Origin of the sequence: Maribacter sp. UBA3344 (genome assembly GCF_002362375.1) — a bacterium.
Lineage (GTDB): Bacteria > Bacteroidota > Bacteroidia > Flavobacteriales > Flavobacteriaceae > Maribacter > Maribacter dokdonensis.
In genome coordinates, this window is record NZ_DERI01000022.1 from 41066 (window position 1) to 59177 (window position 18112).

The 18112-nt window shown below is 36.2% G+C and carries 17 protein-coding genes; 8 read left to right on the forward strand and 9 right to left on the reverse strand.

Going from position 1 to position 18112, the window contains the following annotated elements; all coding sequences use genetic code 11:
* Positions 1-27 precede the first annotated feature (27 nt).
* Together B2Z27_RS14435 and ubiE are read right to left on the reverse strand one after the other, a co-directional pair.
* Positions 28-720 carry a porin family protein gene (locus B2Z27_RS14435; protein WP_286814169.1) on the reverse strand — a complete coding sequence of 231 codons (693 nt, stop codon included), beginning with the start codon at positions 718-720 and terminating at the stop codon, positions 28-30.
* A gap of 54 nt (positions 721-774) precedes the next feature.
* Positions 775-1512, reverse strand: a complete 738-nt coding sequence (gene ubiE, locus B2Z27_RS14440; RefSeq protein ID WP_058106048.1) for a bifunctional demethylmenaquinone methyltransferase/2-methoxy-6-polyprenyl-1,4-benzoquinol methylase UbiE — start codon at positions 1510-1512, stop codon at positions 775-777.
* A gap of 228 nt (positions 1513-1740) precedes the next feature.
* Here ubiE and trkA point away from each other — a divergent pair, with 228 nt between their 5' ends.
* Complete coding sequence (trkA, locus tag B2Z27_RS14445; protein ID WP_058106049.1) at positions 1741-3090, forward strand: Trk system potassium transporter TrkA; 1350 nt, start codon at positions 1741-1743, stop codon at positions 3088-3090.
* Between the two features lies 1 nt (position 3091).
* Positions 3092-4585: a TrkH family potassium uptake protein gene (locus tag B2Z27_RS14450; RefSeq protein ID WP_058106050.1), complete on the forward strand. Its 1494-nt coding sequence runs from the start codon at positions 3092-3094 to the stop codon at positions 4583-4585.
* A gap of 69 nt (positions 4586-4654) precedes the next feature.
* Here B2Z27_RS14450 and B2Z27_RS14455 read toward each other — a convergent pair whose 3' ends face one another.
* Complete coding sequence (locus B2Z27_RS14455; RefSeq protein ID WP_074669827.1) at positions 4655-5845, reverse strand: pyridoxal phosphate-dependent aminotransferase; 1191 nt, start codon at positions 5843-5845, stop codon at positions 4655-4657.
* A gap of 15 nt (positions 5846-5860) precedes the next feature.
* Complete coding sequence (locus B2Z27_RS14460; RefSeq protein WP_058106052.1) at positions 5861-6961, reverse strand: fatty acid desaturase family protein; 1101 nt, start codon at positions 6959-6961, stop codon at positions 5861-5863.
* Between the two features lie 120 nt (positions 6962-7081).
* On the opposite strand from B2Z27_RS14460, the gene rsmG reads away from it, so the two are divergent.
* Positions 7082-7717 (forward strand): 16S rRNA (guanine(527)-N(7))-methyltransferase RsmG, encoded by a 636-nt coding sequence (gene rsmG / locus B2Z27_RS14465; protein ID WP_286814170.1) that lies wholly within the window; start codon positions 7082-7084, stop codon positions 7715-7717.
* A gap of 298 nt (positions 7718-8015) precedes the next feature.
* Here rsmG and B2Z27_RS14470 read toward each other — a convergent pair whose 3' ends face one another.
* The 5 genes from B2Z27_RS14470 to B2Z27_RS14490 form a co-directional block, all read right to left on the reverse strand.
* A complete protein-coding gene (locus tag B2Z27_RS14470; RefSeq protein WP_215996208.1) occupies positions 8016-8525 on the reverse strand; it encodes a DinB family protein in 510 nt (169 codons plus the stop codon).
* 113 nt (positions 8526-8638) lie between these two features.
* A complete protein-coding gene (pruA, locus tag B2Z27_RS14475; protein ID WP_058106055.1) occupies positions 8639-10267 on the reverse strand; it encodes an L-glutamate gamma-semialdehyde dehydrogenase in 1629 nt (542 codons plus the stop codon).
* A gap of 81 nt (positions 10268-10348) precedes the next feature.
* On the reverse strand, positions 10349-10735 hold the full coding sequence (apaG, locus tag B2Z27_RS14480) for a Co2+/Mg2+ efflux protein ApaG (RefSeq protein WP_058106077.1): 387 nt from the start codon (positions 10733-10735) through the stop codon (positions 10349-10351).
* Between the two features lie 5 nt (positions 10736-10740).
* On the reverse strand, positions 10741-11865 hold the full coding sequence (locus tag B2Z27_RS14485; RefSeq protein WP_286814172.1) for a DUF3667 domain-containing protein: 1125 nt from the start codon (positions 11863-11865) through the stop codon (positions 10741-10743).
* Between the two features lie 26 nt (positions 11866-11891).
* Positions 11892-13133, reverse strand: a complete 1242-nt coding sequence (locus B2Z27_RS14490) for a DUF5103 domain-containing protein (protein WP_286814173.1) — start codon at positions 13131-13133, stop codon at positions 11892-11894.
* A 153-nt stretch (positions 13134-13286) separates the two neighbouring features.
* Between B2Z27_RS14490 and B2Z27_RS14495 the strand changes: the two genes are divergently transcribed.
* The 5 genes from B2Z27_RS14495 to nqrE are packed head-to-tail and all read left to right on the forward strand — an operon-like array spanning position 13287 to position 18112.
* Entirely contained in the window at positions 13287-14636 is a 1350-nt protein-coding gene (locus B2Z27_RS14495) for a Na(+)-translocating NADH-quinone reductase subunit A (protein ID WP_286814174.1), read from the forward strand.
* A gap of 3 nt (positions 14637-14639) precedes the next feature.
* Positions 14640-15923, forward strand: a complete 1284-nt coding sequence (locus tag B2Z27_RS14500) for an NADH:ubiquinone reductase (Na(+)-transporting) subunit B (RefSeq protein ID WP_286814175.1) — start codon at positions 14640-14642, stop codon at positions 15921-15923.
* 2 nt (positions 15924-15925) lie between these two features.
* Positions 15926-16678: a Na(+)-translocating NADH-quinone reductase subunit C gene (locus B2Z27_RS14505; RefSeq protein WP_058106060.1), complete on the forward strand. Its 753-nt coding sequence runs from the start codon at positions 15926-15928 to the stop codon at positions 16676-16678.
* A gap of 1 nt (position 16679) precedes the next feature.
* Complete coding sequence (locus B2Z27_RS14510) at positions 16680-17327, forward strand: NADH:ubiquinone reductase (Na(+)-transporting) subunit D (RefSeq protein WP_036156129.1); 648 nt, start codon at positions 16680-16682, stop codon at positions 17325-17327.
* A 20-nt stretch (positions 17328-17347) separates the two neighbouring features.
* Positions 17348-18112, forward strand: a complete 765-nt coding sequence (gene nqrE, locus B2Z27_RS14515) for an NADH:ubiquinone reductase (Na(+)-transporting) subunit E (RefSeq protein WP_286814176.1) — start codon at positions 17348-17350, stop codon at positions 18110-18112.

Consider the following 18112-nt stretch of genomic DNA (forward strand, 5'->3'; position numbering starts at 1 on the left):
TAATTGCTAATTGCTAATTGCTAAATGTTATTCAAAAGTGAAGTTGATGAAAATGCCTCGGGTTTTCAGAGATTCAATATTTCCGGTCCAAGGGCTGTTAGGGTCTTGGTCGGGCACTAGTTCATCCGTAAGAGCAAAGACACCTCGTATAGATGGAGTGAACTTAAAGTATTCTAGGTAAAAATCAATTCCAAATCCAAGTTCGTAGTTGTACACCCATTTTTTCATTCTAAATGTTCCAGAACTGTTATCATCCAAACTTTCTTCGTTACTACCTAGGTTTAAACTACGAGATCCGCCTGCCAATAAAAAAGGTTTAAAGTTGCCAAACCTGCGTGTACTTGCTTTAATAAGTACAGGAAAATTGATATAGGTAGATTTTATTTCCCTAATGGCATCTCTTTCATCATCAAATCCAGGAAACCCCATTAGTCTGGTTCCGTAATGCAGTCCTGGTTCAAAACGAACATCAAAAAATTCATTAAGTCTTAATTCGCCTATTAGTCCAACGTTGAATCCAAAGCTTTTGCTAACCAATATGTCTTTGGCATTTTCTTTATATTCAATTTTAAAATCATACTGATTTAAACCTAAGAAGTAACCCCAGTTTAAGAGTTTTTTATCTTCGTTCTGTTTATTCAATATAGGGCTCTCATTAAATTGAGCGCTCATTAAATGCGTTATCAACAACGTTAAGGGTATTAAAAACCACTTCTTCATAAATGCTGGTTTACGATTGTAAAACGTCAAATAAATATTGAAAGACAGCTAATATTATAGATTAGCTTTTTTTGCAACATAAATTGAAGCAACCCCAAATGTTTGAGGTTTATTCGTTACATCTATAAACCCAATTTCGCGCAAAATATTGTTGAAGTTTTCTCCATGTGGAAAAACGGAAGCAGATTCGCTTAAATAGCCATATGCCGAATCGTCTTTTGAGAAGATTTTTCCAATTAATGGAAGAATATTTTTTGTGTAGAAATTGTAACCTTGTTTGTAAGGGGTCTTGGTGGGTACAGATGTTTCCAGGACCACTAACGTGCCGTTAGGTTTTAAAACTCTAAGAATTTCAGCCATACCCGTTTCAAGGGTTTCAAAGTTACGTACTCCAAAAGACACGGTAACGGCATCAAAAGAATTAGCGTCGAAAACAAGATTTTCACTGTCACCAACTACCATTTCAATAGTATTGTCCAAATTTTTATCGGTTACTTTTTCTTTACCAACCGCCAACATTCCCGGAGAAATATCTAGGCCCACAATTTTTTTTGCACCTGTTTTTGTAAGTGCTATGGCTAAGTCGCCAGTACCTGTTGCAATATCTAATATGGAATTAGGTTGTTCCTTTTTTAAAATTTCAACAACTTTTTTACGCCATTTAATATCAATGCCAAAAGAAATTACTCTGTTTAAACCGTCGTAATTTTTAGAAATGGTATCGAACATTTTGGTCACCTGTTCCTTTTTACCTAAGTCAGAATCTTTGTATGGCGTAACTTTTTGGGGCATTATATTGCTATTTTTTTGGCAAATATACAATATAGTAGGAGCTTAACTCCTTTTTAACCACCAAGGTTGGCCATTGATAGGTTAAAGAATTGAAAATAAAGAATAAACTAATTTAATTATGTAATTTTGCCCCATAATAATTGCTACGGTTTTCAAGACTACTTTTAAGTATTTATGGTGTTTAAGAGAGAAATTTTATGCTTGATAATTAGCGGTCTAATAAGATAAATGAAGATTATAATTGCTGGTGCTGGGGAAGTAGGCTTTCATTTGGCCAAATTACTATCCTATGAATCACAGGATATTACTTTAATCGATTCTAAAAAAGAGAGTCTGGCTTATGCCGATAACCATTTAGATATTCGTGTTTTAAAAGGTGATGCTACTTCTATTGCGGTGTTGAACGATGCCCAAGTGCAAAATTCTGACTTGGTTATTGCGGTAACCTCTTCTGAAACAACCAACTTAACACTTTGTATGTTGGCCAAACAGCTTGGTTGCAAGCGAACTATTGCCAGAATATCAAATACCGAGTTTATAAAGAATAAGGATCTTTTAAGGTTCTCTGACCTGGGGATAGATGAATTGATTTCACCCGAAGCATTAGCGGCGACTGAAATTCAAATGTTGTTGAATAAATCTGCATTCAACGATACCTATGAATTCGAGGAGGGCGAATTGATTATGGTAGGGGTTTCTTTACTGAAATCTGCGCCGTTTGTAGGTAAAATGGTAAAAGAGGCTGCCAAAATTTTCCCTGAATTACATTTCATGCCCATAGCCCTTCAACGTACAGGAACGCAATATACGGTTATACCGCGTGGTGATACCGTTTTTAAAGAAGGTGACCAAGTATACTTTATTACGGTAAAGGAAGGTGTAGATGAGTTGTATAAATTAACTGGAAAGAAAAAAGCTGAAATCAAGAATGTAATGATTCTTGGTGGTAGTAAAGTAGGTTATAAGACAGCAAGAGATCTGTGTGCCAACAAGTTCAATGTAAAGTTGATAGAAAAGAATAAGGAGAAAGCTTTTGATCTTGCAGACGAATTGCCAAATGCACTGGTAATTAATGGTGATGGTAGAAATGTTGAGCTGTTAGATGAAGAAAGTTTAGAGTCCATGGATGCCTTTATTGCGGTAACCGGCAATTCAGAGACCAATATTATGTCTTGCTTGGTAGCAAAATCAAAGTATATTAAAAAGACCATAGCCTTGGTGGAGAACATGGATTATTTTCAGCTCTCACATTCTATAGGTATTGATACCTTGATCAATAAAAAGCTTTTAGCTGCAAACAATATATTTAGGCACATTCGAAAAGGTGAAGTTGTAGCATTAATGCGATTAAACAACTTAAACGCCGAAATTTTAGAATTCATCGTAAAAAGAAATTCTAAAGTGACCGGTGCTACTATTAGAGAGTTAGATTTTCCTAAGGCGGCTACCATTGGTGGTGTTGTTAGGGATGGGGTAGGCCACATTGCACTTGGTGGTTTTAATATACAGGAAGGAGATAGGGTAGTAGTTTGTTGTCTACCATCTGAAATTCCTAAAATAGAACGAATGTTCCTTTAAGATGCGACTTAATTTAAGAATTATATTTCATATCATGGGGCTTCTGTTACTTTGTAATGGGGGGTTTATGCTTTTGGCTGCAGTTGTTAGTGGTCTATATAAAGATGGGGCTACCTTGAGTATTGCACTTGCTTCTATCTGTACTATGTTCGTTGGTGTTTTTATGATGTACTATACCAGGGGGCATAAAAAAGAGGTAAAACAAAAAGAAGGATACATTATTGTAACATTTGGGTGGATCGTAATGTCCATTTCCGGGATGTTGCCATATCTGTTTTCTGGAGCGTTACCTACGATAACCAATGCTTTTTTTGAAACTATTTCAGGTTATACCACAACCGGGGCATCAATCATGGATGATATTGAAGCCATGCCCGAAGGAATTCTTTTCTGGCGTAGTTTAACCCATTGGATCGGTGGTATGGGAATCATTGTTTTGGCAATTGCCATTCTGCCTTTGTTGGGTATTGGTGGTATGCAGTTATTCTCTGCAGAGGCACCAGGACCTACTGGGGATAAGTTGCACCCTAGAATTACAGATACAGCAAAACGACTTTGGCTTATTTATTTTGGATACACTGTGGCAGAGACCATATTATTGCAGTTAGCTGGTATGTCCTTTTTTGATGCTATCAATCATGCAATGGCAACGTTATCTACGGGTGGATTCTCAACTAAAAATGCAAGTGTAGCCTATTGGAACGATCAGCCTTTAATTCAATATATCATCATATTCTTTATGTTTTTAGCGGGTAGTAATTTCGTATTAAGCTATTTCGCCTTTAAGGGTAAAGTACAAAAAGTAATTAAGGATGAAGAGTTTAGATACTACGCAGGCTTTGTCATCGTTTTTACAATAATCGTTGCTTTGGTGGTATATTTCAAGGCAAATATTACAGAACTTACTCCCGGTTATCCTATGGTGTTAGGAAAGGCGGAAAGTGCCCTAAGACATTCACTGTTTCAAATCATCTCTGTGATAACCACTACTGGTTTTGTTAGTGCTGATTTTACGCAATGGACACCTTTTTTAACTGTATTTTTCTTTGGACTGTTCTTTTTGGGTGGCTCTGCGGGTTCTACTGCCGGTGGTATAAAGGTTATGAGGCATTTATTGATAATTAAAAACGGAGTATTGGAATTTAAGCGTACGTTGCATACCAACGCCATAATCCCTGTACGATACAATGATAAAACGGTAAAGGAAAAAATTGTCTATAATATTATAGGTTTCTTTGTGTTGTACATGTTACTGTTTATTATTGGTGCTTTGGTGTTAGGTTTCTTGGGCTTAGATTTTGAATCTGCCATAGGAGGGGCGGCATCTTCATTAGGTAATGTAGGTCCTGCTTTGGGGAGTCTAAATCCGGTAAGTAATTTTAACAGCTTGCCCGATCTTGCAAAATGGTGGTGCGGATTTTTAATGCTTGCCGGTAGGTTGGAGTTATTTACCGTACTGATTTTATTGACTCCTTATTTTTGGAAAAGTACTTAAGGTAAAGAATAGTAGAAATAAAAAAGTCCCTTTTCTTAAGGGACTTTTTTTATGAATATATGCTGAGGTTTACTTCAGCGCTTCTTTAATTCTTGATATTGCTTCTTTAATTTCTTTTACTGACGCCGCATAAGAAATACGAATACAGTTTCCATTACCAAAAGCATCTCCCGTAACGGTAGCTACATTTGCTTCTTCTAGTATGTACATAGAAAAATCAGATGCATTATTAATTTGCTTGCCTCTCAAGGTTTTTCCAAAGTAAGCGGTAACATCTGGGTATACATAAAATGCACCTTCTGGCTCATTACATTTAAAACCTTCAATTTCATTCAATAGGCTTAAAATGAGTTTACGTCTTTCTTTAAACTCATCAACCATATACTTTATTCGTTCTGGTGATTCTTCTAAAGCTGTAATAACTGCGCGTTGTGCTATACAGTTTGCACCACTGGTTACTTGGCCTTGTAATTTGTTGGTAGCACGTGCAATATATGCAGGAGCACCAATATATCCAATTCTCCATCCGGTCATCGCAAATGCTTTGGCAACACCGTTTACCGTAACGGTACGGTCATACATATCTTCAAATTCGGCCATGGAGGCGTGTGCCGTAACACCATAGTTAATGTGCTCATAGATTTCATCGCTGACCACTATAATTTGAGGATGTTTTTGAAGTACATCCGCTAGTGCACGTAGTTCTTCTTTACTATAGATAGACCCACTTGGGTTGCAAGGAGAACTATACCATAACATTCTGGTTTTTGGTGTAATAGCGGCTTCCAACTGCTCAGCGGTCATTTTAAAATCATTCTCCAAAGTGGTTGGCACTTCTACTGGTACACCATCTGCTAATTTTACGATATCGCTGTAACTTACCCAGTAAGGACAAGGTAAAATTACTTCGTCACCTGCGTTCAATATAACTTGGGCGACATTGTATAAGGATTGTTTAGCTCCTGTTGAAACAACTATTTGAGCAGGCTCATAATTTAAATTGTTATCTCTTTTGAATTTGGTTATGATAGCTTTTTTAAGGTCTACATATCCATCAACTGGAGTATAGGAATTATAATCTTCGTTCACTGCTTTAATTGCAGCTTCTTTAATGTAATCTGGAGTATTGAAATCTGGCTCGCCTAAGCTAAGACCAATAATATCTTTACCTTCAGCCCTAAGTTCACGGGCTTTAGCAGCCATTTCTAAAGTAGCTGACGGTGTAACACTGTTGATTCTGTCCGAAAGTTGATTGCTCATGGGTACTCTTAATTTCTAGTATTGTAAAGTAGGCTCTTTGCCCAACTCTTTTAAATGTTTAAAGTGCGAAATTATAGCTTTTCTAGTAGTTTTATACTCGTGATATGGTAAATTAAATTCCTGTGCCGTCTGTTTCACAATTTTTGAAATTTTTGTGTAATGTACATGGCTAATGTTAGGGAATATATGGTGTTCAACTTGATGGTTCAATCCGCCGGTAAACCAATTTACTATTCTGTTTTTGGTTCCAAAATTTACAGTGGTAAACAGTTGGTGAATGGCCCAAGTGTTTTTCATGGTACCAGATTCATCGGGTAAAGGGGTGTCCGCATCATCAACGATATGAGCTAGTTGAAAAACAACGCTAAGAATTACACCTGCAACGTAGTGCATTAAAAAGAAACCTATTAATATTTTCCACCAAGCAATATCTAAAATAAGCATAGGTAGTACGATCCAAATGGTGATGTACAATATTTTGGTAATGATAAGTGTACTCCAGTTCATGGTAGCACTAGGTAGTTTTCCGTAAGATAATTTACGTTTCATATAGCGGTACATTTGCTGAAAATCTGTGGTTATCGCCCAGTTGAAAGTCAAAAGACCATAAAGAAATACAGAATAAAAATGTTGAAACTTATGGTGTTTCTTCCATTCGGCATGTTTGGAAAAACGTAAAATTCTACCTGCTTCCATGTCCTCATCATGTTCATGAATGTTCGTATACGTATGGTGAAGTACATTATGTTGTACTTGCCAATTATATACATTTCCGGCTAAGATGTAAATACTGCTTCCCATTAATTTATTCACCCATTTTTTGTTAGAATAGGCTCCGTGGTTACCGTCATGCATTACGTTCATGCCCACACCGGCCATGCCAATACCCATAACTATGGTCAAAAGTACATTGGCCCAGTTAGGTAGACCTAAGGTCAAAATCAAAAAATAGGGAGCAAGAAACAAAGCGAACATGATTACAGTTTTAAGGTGTAATCGCCAATTACCTGTCTTTTTAAGTTTATTTGTTTTAAAGTATTCGTTAACTCTGCTGTTCAAAGTTTTGAAGAACTTGGCAGAATCAGTTCTAGGGAAACGAATGGTGTTTTGTTCCATAATTCGGTAATCTTTTACTTAATATAATGTAATTGAATCTATAATAGTTTGATAGCTTAATTAAAAGCCAAATCTTTGCACGAGTGAATATACTAATTAAATCTATTTACAAATATACGGATGACTGCTGAAATCATATTTGAAAATTTTCCCAATTTATCTGAAGATCAGAAAAGAAGGTTTGAGAAACTAGAGGAACTATATAAAGACTGGAACCAAAAAATTAATGTGGTATCCAGAAAAGATATAGATGAACTTTATTTAAGACATGTTTTGCATTCTTTGGGAATTGCAAAATTTATTCAATTTAAAGAAGGTTCAACTGTTTTAGATGTGGGTACAGGAGGTGGTTTTCCCGGTATACCATTAGCTATCTTTTTTCCAGAAGTTGAGTTTACTTTGGTAGATTCAATAGGAAAAAAGATAAAGGTAGTAAATGAGGTAGTTGAAGGATTACAGCTAACCAACGTAAAGACCATTAATGCAAGGGTAGAGGAAATACCTGACCGATTTGATTTTATCGTAAGTAGAGCAGTAGCGGCTATGCCTACTTTTGTTCACTGGGTAAAGGGTAAAATCAAAAAAGAATCAAAACACGATATTAGAAACGGAATTCTGTATTTAAAGGGCGGGGATCTGCAAGATGAATTAAAGGAGTATAGAAATGCAGAAATCTTTGAGTTGACCAATTACTTCAAAGAAGATTTTTTTGAAACTAAGAAAATGGTCTACCTGCCTTTAAAGTATAAAGGGTAGTTGAAAGTGTTATAACATAAAAGAGCTATAATATGCCTTTTTGTATTTACGTGCAAATTCCTTTAAGTTGTTCCAAATATGTATTTGAATACATGTGATATGTAATTTTAAATTGTCAATAATCATAAGCAATTGATTTTAAATGAGGTACAAAGTTCGGTAAATCACATTGAGTTTACAATTAATTAACGTTAAATTTACATTGATATTGTGTTAGTGAGGTGTTAATTTAGTTAATTAATAAAAAAAGGTCCATCAAATTCATTTGATGGACCTTTTTTATGCTTTGTAAAATCATTTATTTACTCCATGGTGGTACCACGCCATTAGTTCTTGCATAAGCTATTAATTGACCTTTGTGCTCGCCATTGTGTTCCATAATTGCCAATAGACCGCCAAGTTTGTTTGACTTCATAAATCCGAAATCAACTTCTTCGTCTAAAGTGCCATCTTCTACTTTCGTAATGTTATTAAGTACAAATTCATTAGATTTTTTTAGGGCGGCTATAATATTTTCTTTTCCTGTAATTTTACTTAATCCCATGATGTCTATATCCTCTGGCGGGGCAAAGCCTAGTTTTGAGGCAAGGAAATAATTGGCACCTGCTACGTGCAAAAGCGCTTCTCCTACAGAACTTATACCTTCTGCCGGTCTCCAATCATATTTTTCTTCGGGGAAAGCTTCGGCAAGTTGAACAACCTGTAATTGATTGCCGGTTAAAACTGCTTGAATGCTGCTTTGTGTTAGTCCGTCTTGGGCAAAAGAGATACAGCTAGTTAGAAGTAAGGTGAATAGTAACTTTTTCATAATAAGTGTGTTAAGGTTGATGTTAAGAATGTATAATCTATGTAATTTACTTTAAAGGTAAGGTAAATTAAAAAAAAAGGCTGAAATTAATTTCAGCCTTTTTAGTTGTTTTTTTATCCTAAAAAAGGATATCTGTAATCTACAGGAGTAACGAAGGTTTCTTTAATTAATCGAGGTGAGACCCAACGCAATAAGTTTTGAGCTGATCCAGCTTTATCATTTGTTCCAGAAGCTCTGGCTCCTCCGAACGGTTGTTGTCCTACAACGGCACCAGTTGGCTTGTCATTGATGTAGAAATTACCTGCACAATTTTGTAATGCTTTGGTAGCTTCATCAATAGCGTATCTATCTTGAGAAAGAACAGCACCTGTTAATGCATATTCAGAAGTTTGATCGATTAATTGAAGGGTTTCGCTCCAATCTTTGTCATCATAAACATAAACGGTTACCACAGGACCAAATAACTCGGTTTCCATAGTGGTGTATTTTGGATCTGTCGTTAAGATTACCGTTGGCTCTATGAAATAGCCTTTAGATTTATCAAAACCACCACCTGCGTAAATTTCCGCATTTTCATCTTCCTTGGCTTGGTTGATGTATTTCACCAATTTATCAAAAGAACCTTCGTGTATTACCGCAGTAATAAAGTTGCTCATATCTTCTGGTGACCCAGGTTTGTTAAATGATTCTATATCTGCCTTTACGTATTCTAAAATCTCTTTTGAAGTGGATTTTGGTAAGTACACTCTTGACGCTGCGCTACATTTTTGACCTTGAAATTCAAATGCCCCTCTGGAAATAGCGGTTGCTACTTGTTTGGTGTTGGCTGTTGGGTGTGCCAGAATAAAATCTTTACCACCAGTTTCTCCAACTATTTTAGGGTATGTTTTATAGGTGTGGATATTGTTACCTATTTGTTTCCATAGTTCTTTGAAAACATGCGTAGAACCTGTAAAGTGTAACCCTGCAAAATCTGGGCTGGACAAAACGGTGTCGGTTATCATAACTGGGTCACCGTAAACTACATTGATCACTCCGTCAGGTAATCCAGCTTCTTTAAATATGTCTACAATAACTTTTGCCGAGAAAATTTGGCTGTCACTTGGTTTCCAAACAACCACATTGCCCATCATAGCTGCACTAGCCGGTAGGTTACCCGCAATAGCAGTAAAATTAAATGGTGTAATGGCGTAAATGAAACCTTCTAATGGTCTGTATTCTACTCTGTTCCAAATACCTTCGGCAGAATCTGGCTGCTCTTCATAAATTTGAGACATGTATTCAACATTGAAACGCAAAAAGTCAATTAATTCACACGCCGCATCAATTTCTGCTTGATGAATGTTCTTTGATTGTGCGATCATTGTAGCCGCATTAATTTTTGCGCGGTACGGTCCTGCAATTAGTTCAGCAGCTTTCAAGAATATGGCAGCTCTTTGTTCCCAAGTTAGGTTGGCCCAAGCGTTCCTTGATTCAAGACAGTTGTCTATAGCATCCTGTATGTTCTTTTTATCTGCAGTATGGTAAGTGCCAACTATATGTTTATGGTCGTGCGGAGGGGACATCGGTTTGGTGTTACCTGTACGTACTTCTTCTGAGCCAATGTACATGGGTACATCAACTTGACCGTTAAAATATGTTTTGTATTGTTCTAAAACCGCTTCTCTTTCTGGTGATTCAGGAGCGTAGCTTTTAATAGGTTCATTAATAGCTGTAGGAACTTGAAAAAATCCTTTACCCATTGTCAAATTTTTTAAATTAAAAAGTTGACCAAAGGTACTAAAAGGGGATAGGACTAAAAACTAATAAAAGATTAAAAGGGTTTAATTGAGAGCAAAAGGAGCACTAAATTTAAATGTAGGTATGTAAACCCTAAATTTTTGTGCGTTGCTCATAATTACCATATTGTAATGGCCTTTCATGGCGCCAATAGGTGAGGTCAGTAAACATCCAGAATTGTAAGTGTGCGATTCTCCTGGTTGAATAACAGGTTTTTTGCCGATAACACCTTCGCCGTCCAAAGTTTCCATATCATTTAAGGAATCATATATTTTCCAATGACGAGAAGTTAACTGTACGGCATCTTTACTTTGGTTTTCAATAGTAATGGTATACCCAAAAGCATAATGCATTTTGTAGTTTTTAAAGAACGTGCCTTCAAAAGTTGTTTGTACCGATATCTTTATGCCTTTAGTAACTTGTGTTATCATCATATTTAATATGTAAATACGCTTTGTGCTATTAATATGGTTATAGCTATTATGCCTAAGATAAAAAATATCGTGTTTAGGAAAAAATACTTTATAACCGTTTTAACTCTTCCTTGCTGATAGAAATTGCGCATTGCTTTGTAAAGGTAGAAAGCGAAAATTAAAATAAATAATCCTTCACTACTAAAATTGAACACTGCATTGAGCAAATTGCTAACAATGAGCAAGATAAATAATAATGACTGATTGTGAAAGCTAAAGATTAAATGATCGGTATAAGTGTATTTTTTTCTGATATAGACCAACCAAATGAAGAAAGAGAAGAACGGAAGAAAGAAAAATGTTGTAAATGGAAGTTTGGAAAATAAGGTATTTAAAAATGTTCCTGGCCGTTTTTCTATTTCCACCAAACTATTGGCAAGGTTAAAGGCCATTTTGTTTTCCCTAGTGCTGGGTATACCAAACTTTTCTGTACTCTCATCAAAATAGTAAATGGTATCATGTTTGATCGTTGTATTGAAAAAATCAATTTTTTTAAAAAATCTATCCGATAAACCGTTGGTGTCTATTTGATTAAAATAAGATTTCGGATTTGCCAGAACCATAGAGTCTTTTTGGTCTATGGTGTTTTTTAAGTACTTGTTTAGTCTTAATGAATCTATTTGTGCCAGTGCAATTTTTCTCTCCGCTTCATTTTCGAATTCCAAATTGTTGAATTCCGTATTTAAATCTATAAAGGGGCGTTTGTTGGCAGAACCGAATTTATTGAAAGATTCAAATTCACTATTGATGCTTAATATTAAAAAGTAGATGATAGACAGGCTTAGTAAAAACCTAAAAGGGTTTGTGTAAGACAGTCGCCTACCTGAAATATATTCTTTAGTGATTTTGCCAGGTCTTAATAAAAGGGCTGCCAAGGTTCGCCATAACTTAGAGTCGTACGATACGTAATTGGCTAGAAATTCTTCGAAGAAATCTAATATGGTTAGCCTTTTAGTGCTGTTGGCCTGCGAACAATTTGGGCAATACTTGTCACTTAATTCTAACGGGTGCCCGCAATTTAGGCAGTCAACACCTCTGTATTTTAATTCGTATCTGCCTTTAGGTTCGGTGGTTGGTTTGTTTTCCATAAATGATGAAAAACGTAAATATACAGTTAGTTCGTGATATTTCTAGAATTGGCAGAGCCTATACCTATAATACTATCGTACATATCTCCAAAATTTCTATAATATACCAATACCAAATAGGTGTTCTCGGTAAAATGAAAATTACCGCCAACTTCGTTTAGTTTTATTTTATCGTCACTCTTTATGGCGTACTTGTAGTTGTAAAAACCTTGTTTCATCTTTAAAGTGGCCTCTAGCATTCCGTTCTTTTCATTGTAGATCATTTTATTTTCTTCTGTTAGGGCGTAGTTATTGAATTTCCCAAAAACATAAACATCGTCTAAGGCAATGAATTCTGTATAGGGTAGGCTAAAATGGACGTTTGTGTATTCAGCTTCTCTAGAGGCGTTATCACCTTGTAATGTTCTAACAACAAAATCTCCATTGATATCCGGAAAGTAAGTGTAGGGTTTGTCATTTCTAAAATCGTCGGAGAAAAGATAGTGGTTGTACAAATCGGTAAGGTCAATACTTGAGATCTGGGAACTTGGAGCTCTAAGGTCGCTAGTATCAAAAAGTAAAAATTCATTGCCGCCATAAAAAGCTGTTTCTTGATCGTATTTATATACTAGCTCGCTTCCTAAGGTGTATTGTGGAGCTATATTGGTGATCATAGTGGGCCAATAGTGATTCTGTAATATGGCTACTTTCACTTCTTTTTTGGGGTTGATCAATCTGGTAGATCCAGAATTTATACTGAATTGAACTACTTGTTTTTCGTTGATAAAGTTGAAGTCCCGTGATCGTTTTATTTCGGTACCAACGGTTACCACATCTTTATAGACGACAAACCTTCTTGAAAACTGTATTTCGTTATAACTGTTATATACTTCTAAAAGATAGTTGCCGCTAACCTTTAAGCGTACATTGTCATTGGGTATGGTTAATTGGTAGTTGGAGTATGATTGTAAGGTGCTATAGCTATTCTCGTAATCTGTGATGCGCTGATTGTCAACTCCGTCTAAGAATTGAGACTTAAGAAGGGAAGAGGTTGTCCAATCGTAATCGCAGTGTACTATTTTGTAATAATAATCTTGTTCGTTTGCAAGGATGTCATCAAATTCCAAATAAAGTGGTTCTCCAATTTTAATAACAGGAAATTGATCTTCAGTGGGACCTTTGAAAACTATTGATTTAATATTTTCGGGCGGATTTACCTCTACTTGAACTTGGGCGATCAAATTCTGTAAAAATAAAAGACAAATAAAGTGTTGGAAGAAAATGCGCATTGTACCCCGTTTTTTTTGAGTAAAGGTAAACAAAAAGGATGCCTAAAAAATATAGCTCGTTCTATTGTCTAATTTATGGGACAATAATTATGAAAACGAACTTTTTGTACTTAAATTTGCTCAAATTTTGATAACCTAAAGGTCTACACGCACATGTCAAAAGACATTCGAATTAAGAAAGGGCTCAACATTAATCTGGTGGGCGCCGCAGAACAGACTACTTCAAAAGCTGTTTTAAGTAATGTTTACGCAATACAGTTAAGTGATTTTCACGGAATTATTCCTAAGATGATGGTAAAACAAGGTGCCGAAGTGAAAGCGGGCGAGCCTTTGTTCTATAACAAAAACATAGAGAGTATGGTTTTTGTTTCGCCGGTAAGTGGTGAGCTCATCGAAATTGAAAGAGGGGATAGAAGACGTATTTTGACCTTAAAGATATTGGCAGATAAAACACAAGAGGTACTTTCAGGTGCTGCTATAGATGTAGAAAATGCATCTAAAGAAGAGTTGAAAGCAACGTTGTTGAAAAGTGGCTGCTGGCCATTTATCAAACAAAGACCTTATGATGTAATAGCAAATCCGGATACTACGCCTAAGGCTATTTTTATTTCCGGTTATTCAAGTGCTCCATTACAGGCAGATTTGAATTATGTGTTACAGGGTAAGGAGAAAGAATTGCAAACTGCCATAACTGCACTTGGTAAGTTAACGCCAGGTAAAGTTCATGTTTCGGTAGGTTCAAGTGCTTCACCACTATCATCTATGAAGGGTGTTGAATTGCATAATGTATCTGGTCCCCATCCTGCAGGGTTGGTCGGTACTCAGATCAATAAAGTTGATCCTATCAATAAAGGAGAGTTGGTTTGGACCGTATCTCCACAAGATCTTATTATTATAGGGGAATACTTGCTTACGGGGATATACAATCCAGAGCGTATTGTAGCCCTTGTTGGGTCTTCAGTAAAAGCACCAAAGTATTATTCAACAAAAATAGGTTCTGAAATCTCTACATTTCTTTATGCAAGTGGTGTAAATGAGGAAAACTTTAGGGTGATCAATGGGGATGTGCTTACAGGTTCTAAAAGTAAGCCAGATGGCTTTTTGGGATACTATAATAATACGGTATCGGTTATTCCGGAAGGGGATGATTATGAATTTTTTGGATGGAACAAGCCGGTTTTTGATAAAGTTTCAGCAACTAGGGCTTTGACGTTCTCTTGGATGCAGCCTAACAAGAAATATGATTTAAATACCAATACTAACGGGGAGCATAGGGCTTTCGTGGTAACGGGGCAATATGAAAAAGTATTTCCAATGGATATTTTTCCAATGCAGCTTTTAAAAGCATGTATGGTGAAAGATTTGGATGAAATGGAGCAATTAGGTTTGTACGAAGTGGCTCCTGAAGATTTTTCGTTAACTGAGTTTATATGTATTTCTAAACAACCGCACCAGAAAATTATTCGTGAGGGGTTAGATTTATTGCAAAAAGAAATAGGATAAGAAATGAGTTTAAAAAGCAAATTACACGAACTTAAACTGAAGTATCAGGGTAAGAAAATGGCTCCTGCCTTTAATGCCATTCATACTTTTTTGTTTTCGCCAGATGAGACTACCCATGCAGGTGGTACACATGTGAAGGCGGTAGATGATTTAAAGCGTACCATGAACACGGTAATTATGGCGCTCGTACCGGTGTTGATATTTTCAATGTTCAACGCGGGTTATCAATATTATTCTGCTATCAATGGTTTTCCAGAGAAATTTTCGTTGATGAACGATTTTCTTACTTGGGATAATTTTTGGATCGGTATTATTAAGGTTTTGCCATTAGTTGTGGTTTCTTATGCTGTAGGTCTAATAGTGGAATTCATTTTTGCTGTTATCAAAGGTCATGAGGTAGAAGAAGGTTATTTGGTTACCGGTATGTTGGTGCCATTAATTGTTCCTGTAGATACACCACTTTGGATGTTGGCGGTAGCCGTAGTTTTCGGTGTTGTGATCGGTAAAGAGGTTTTTGGTGGAACAGGAATGAATATTCTTAATCCTGCCTTAACAATTAGAGCATTTTTATTCTTCGCTTATCCAACTTGGATGAGTGGTGATAAAGTTTGGGTTTACGGCGCTAGAGAGCGTTCAGAAGAGATTCTGGCAGGTGCTACAAATGTAGATGCTTACTCTGGGGAGACCATATTAGGATTTTTAGCGCAAAACAAAGGTGCGGAGATGTCCTATTCTGTTTCGGATATGTTCTTCGGATTTATTCCAGGTTCTGTTGGTGAAACATCTGCTTTCCTAATTTTGCTAGGAGGTTTGTTTTTGATATTCACAAAAATCGCTAGCTGGAGAATAATGCTGAGTGCTGTAATCGGTTCATTGGTTATGGGCTTAATATTCAATCAAGTTGTTGAATTTGGTTGGGTTGCAGAATCTAGTAAGTTCTACGGTTTAATGAGTTTTGATTTCTGGAAACATTTAATTGTGGGTGGTCTTGCCTTTGGTATTGTTTACATGGCAACTGATCCTGTAACTGGTTCTCAGACAAATAAGGGCAAATGGTACTATGGTTTCTTTATAGGGTTTATTTCTGTAATGATCCGTGTATTCAACCCTGCATACCCAGAAGGTGTGTTCTTAGCTATCCTATTAATGAACGTATTTGCACCTACAATTGATCATTATGTGGTTAGGGGCAATATCAAGAATAGAATGAAAAGATTAAAAGATGCTACTATCTATCCAAAAGATTCAGATGGTAAGGCAGAAGAACTTAAAGCTGAAACAGTTTAATTATGGCTAATAAAACAGATAGTAACGTTTATACAGTAGTTTTTGCTGCTGTTATGGTTGTGGTAGTTGGTTCAATACTTGCATTCTTGGCATCGGCATTGCGACCAAATATCAAAGAGAATGAGCGTTTTGAAAAACAACAGAACATTTTATATGCAATGGGTGTTAACGAAAATGGTGATGATGCCGGTAGCGTTAACTTTATTCCAACAGATGTGGTTGAAGACGAGTTTGCTAATTATATCAAGGAGCAATTGGTAATTCAAGGTGATAAAATCACTGAGGACAATGAAGCTTATTTAATTGATTTAAAAAAGCAATTGGCCAACATTAAAAAGGGAGAACCTTATAAGTTGCCAGTTTTTATCGGTGAGAAAGATGGGAAGAAATTCTACATCATTCCTATGTACGGTAAAGGACTTTGGGATGCTATTTGGGGCTTTATCGCTTTAGATGATACTATGACGGTTCAGGGTGTTTATTTTGATCATAAAGGTGAAACGCCAGGTTTAGGTGCCAACATTAAAATGCGTTATTTTATGGACGATTTTAAAGGTGAGACCATACTTAATGGAACTCAATACGCTGGTATATCCGTAGCAAAGGGTAATAACGACCCATTGAATAAAACAAAAGATGATAATGAAGTAGATGCCTTGGCGGGCGCTACTATTACCGGTAACGGTGTTTCTGCTATGATCAGCGAAACTGTCAAATTATATAAACCTTATTTAGAAACAATTAGAGCAAAGTAATATGGCACTACTATCAAAAAAAGATACAAATCTTATTACAGATCCGTTAGCGGATAACAACCCTATTACCATTCAGGTGTTAGGTATCTGTTCAGCATTGGCAATTACGGCAGAACTAAAAGCATCTTTGGTGATGGCAATTTCTGTAATGTTCGTATTGGGTGCGGGTAATGTTGTAATCTCTTTGATGAGAAACATTATACCTTCAAAAATTAGAATTATTGTTCAACTAATTGTAGTTGCTACATTGGTAATTATTGTGGATCAAGTGCTAAAGGCATTTGCTTATGAGCTAAGTAAAACCCTGGCGGTTTTCGTAGGGCTTATTATTACCAATTGTATTATTATGGGACGTTTTGAGGCATTTGCATTGGCAAACGGTCCTTGGCGTTCATTTTTAGATGGTATTGGTAACTCTTTAGGTTACGGTGTTATTCTAATCATCGTAGGGTTCTTTAGAGAACTTTTAGGTTCGGGAACATTGTTCGGTATTCCGGTTTTAGGTGATCCAATTGAAAAAACAGGATTGTACGCTACAGGTTATGAGAATAATGGTTTTATGATTATACCACCGGCAGCGTTAATAGTTGTTGGTATTATCATTTGGGTACAACGTTCAAGAAATCCTGCGCTTGTAGAAGAAAATTAAACGACATTTAAGTAGAAATTATGTTAGAACATGTAGAATTATTTTTTAAGTCCATCTTTATAGATAACATGGTATTTGCCGTGTTCTTGGGGATGTGTTCTTATTTGGCGGTATCAAAAAAAGTTGCTACTGCTGTTGGTTTAGGTGCTGCTGTAATATTCGTATTGGCGGTTACCGTACCAATGAACTGGTTATTGGATAAGTATTTACTACAGGATGGTGCCTTGGTTTGGTTAGGACCTGAGTATGCTGATTACAATCTTAGCTTTTTATCGTTTATCTTATTTATCGCAACCATTGCAACAATGGTGCAATTGGTGGAGATTGTAGTTGAGAAATTCTCACCTTCCTTATATAACTCATTGGGTATATTTTTACCGTTGATTGCTGTAAACTGTGCAATTTTGGGTGGATCGTTATTCATGCAGGCAAGAGAGATAGAAACTTTTGGTTTGGCATTTAATTACGGAGTGAGTTCTGGAATTGGATGGTTCTTGGCTATTTTGGCAATTGCTGCCATTCGTGAGAAAATTAGATATAGTAATGTTCCTGCACCTTTAAGAGGTTTAGGTATTACATTTATCATTACTGGTTTAATGGGAATTGGTTTTCAAAGTTTCGGTGGTATGTTGACCGGTGGCGGTGATGATGCTGAAGAGGCAACGGAACAAGTAAATCAAGTAACTCAGCCAGAAGTGGTTGCACCAATTGAAGAAGAGGTAGTAGTAGATAAGAACGAAGAAATTGACCAAAAAGTGATTTCTTATAACGACGTAAACAAATAA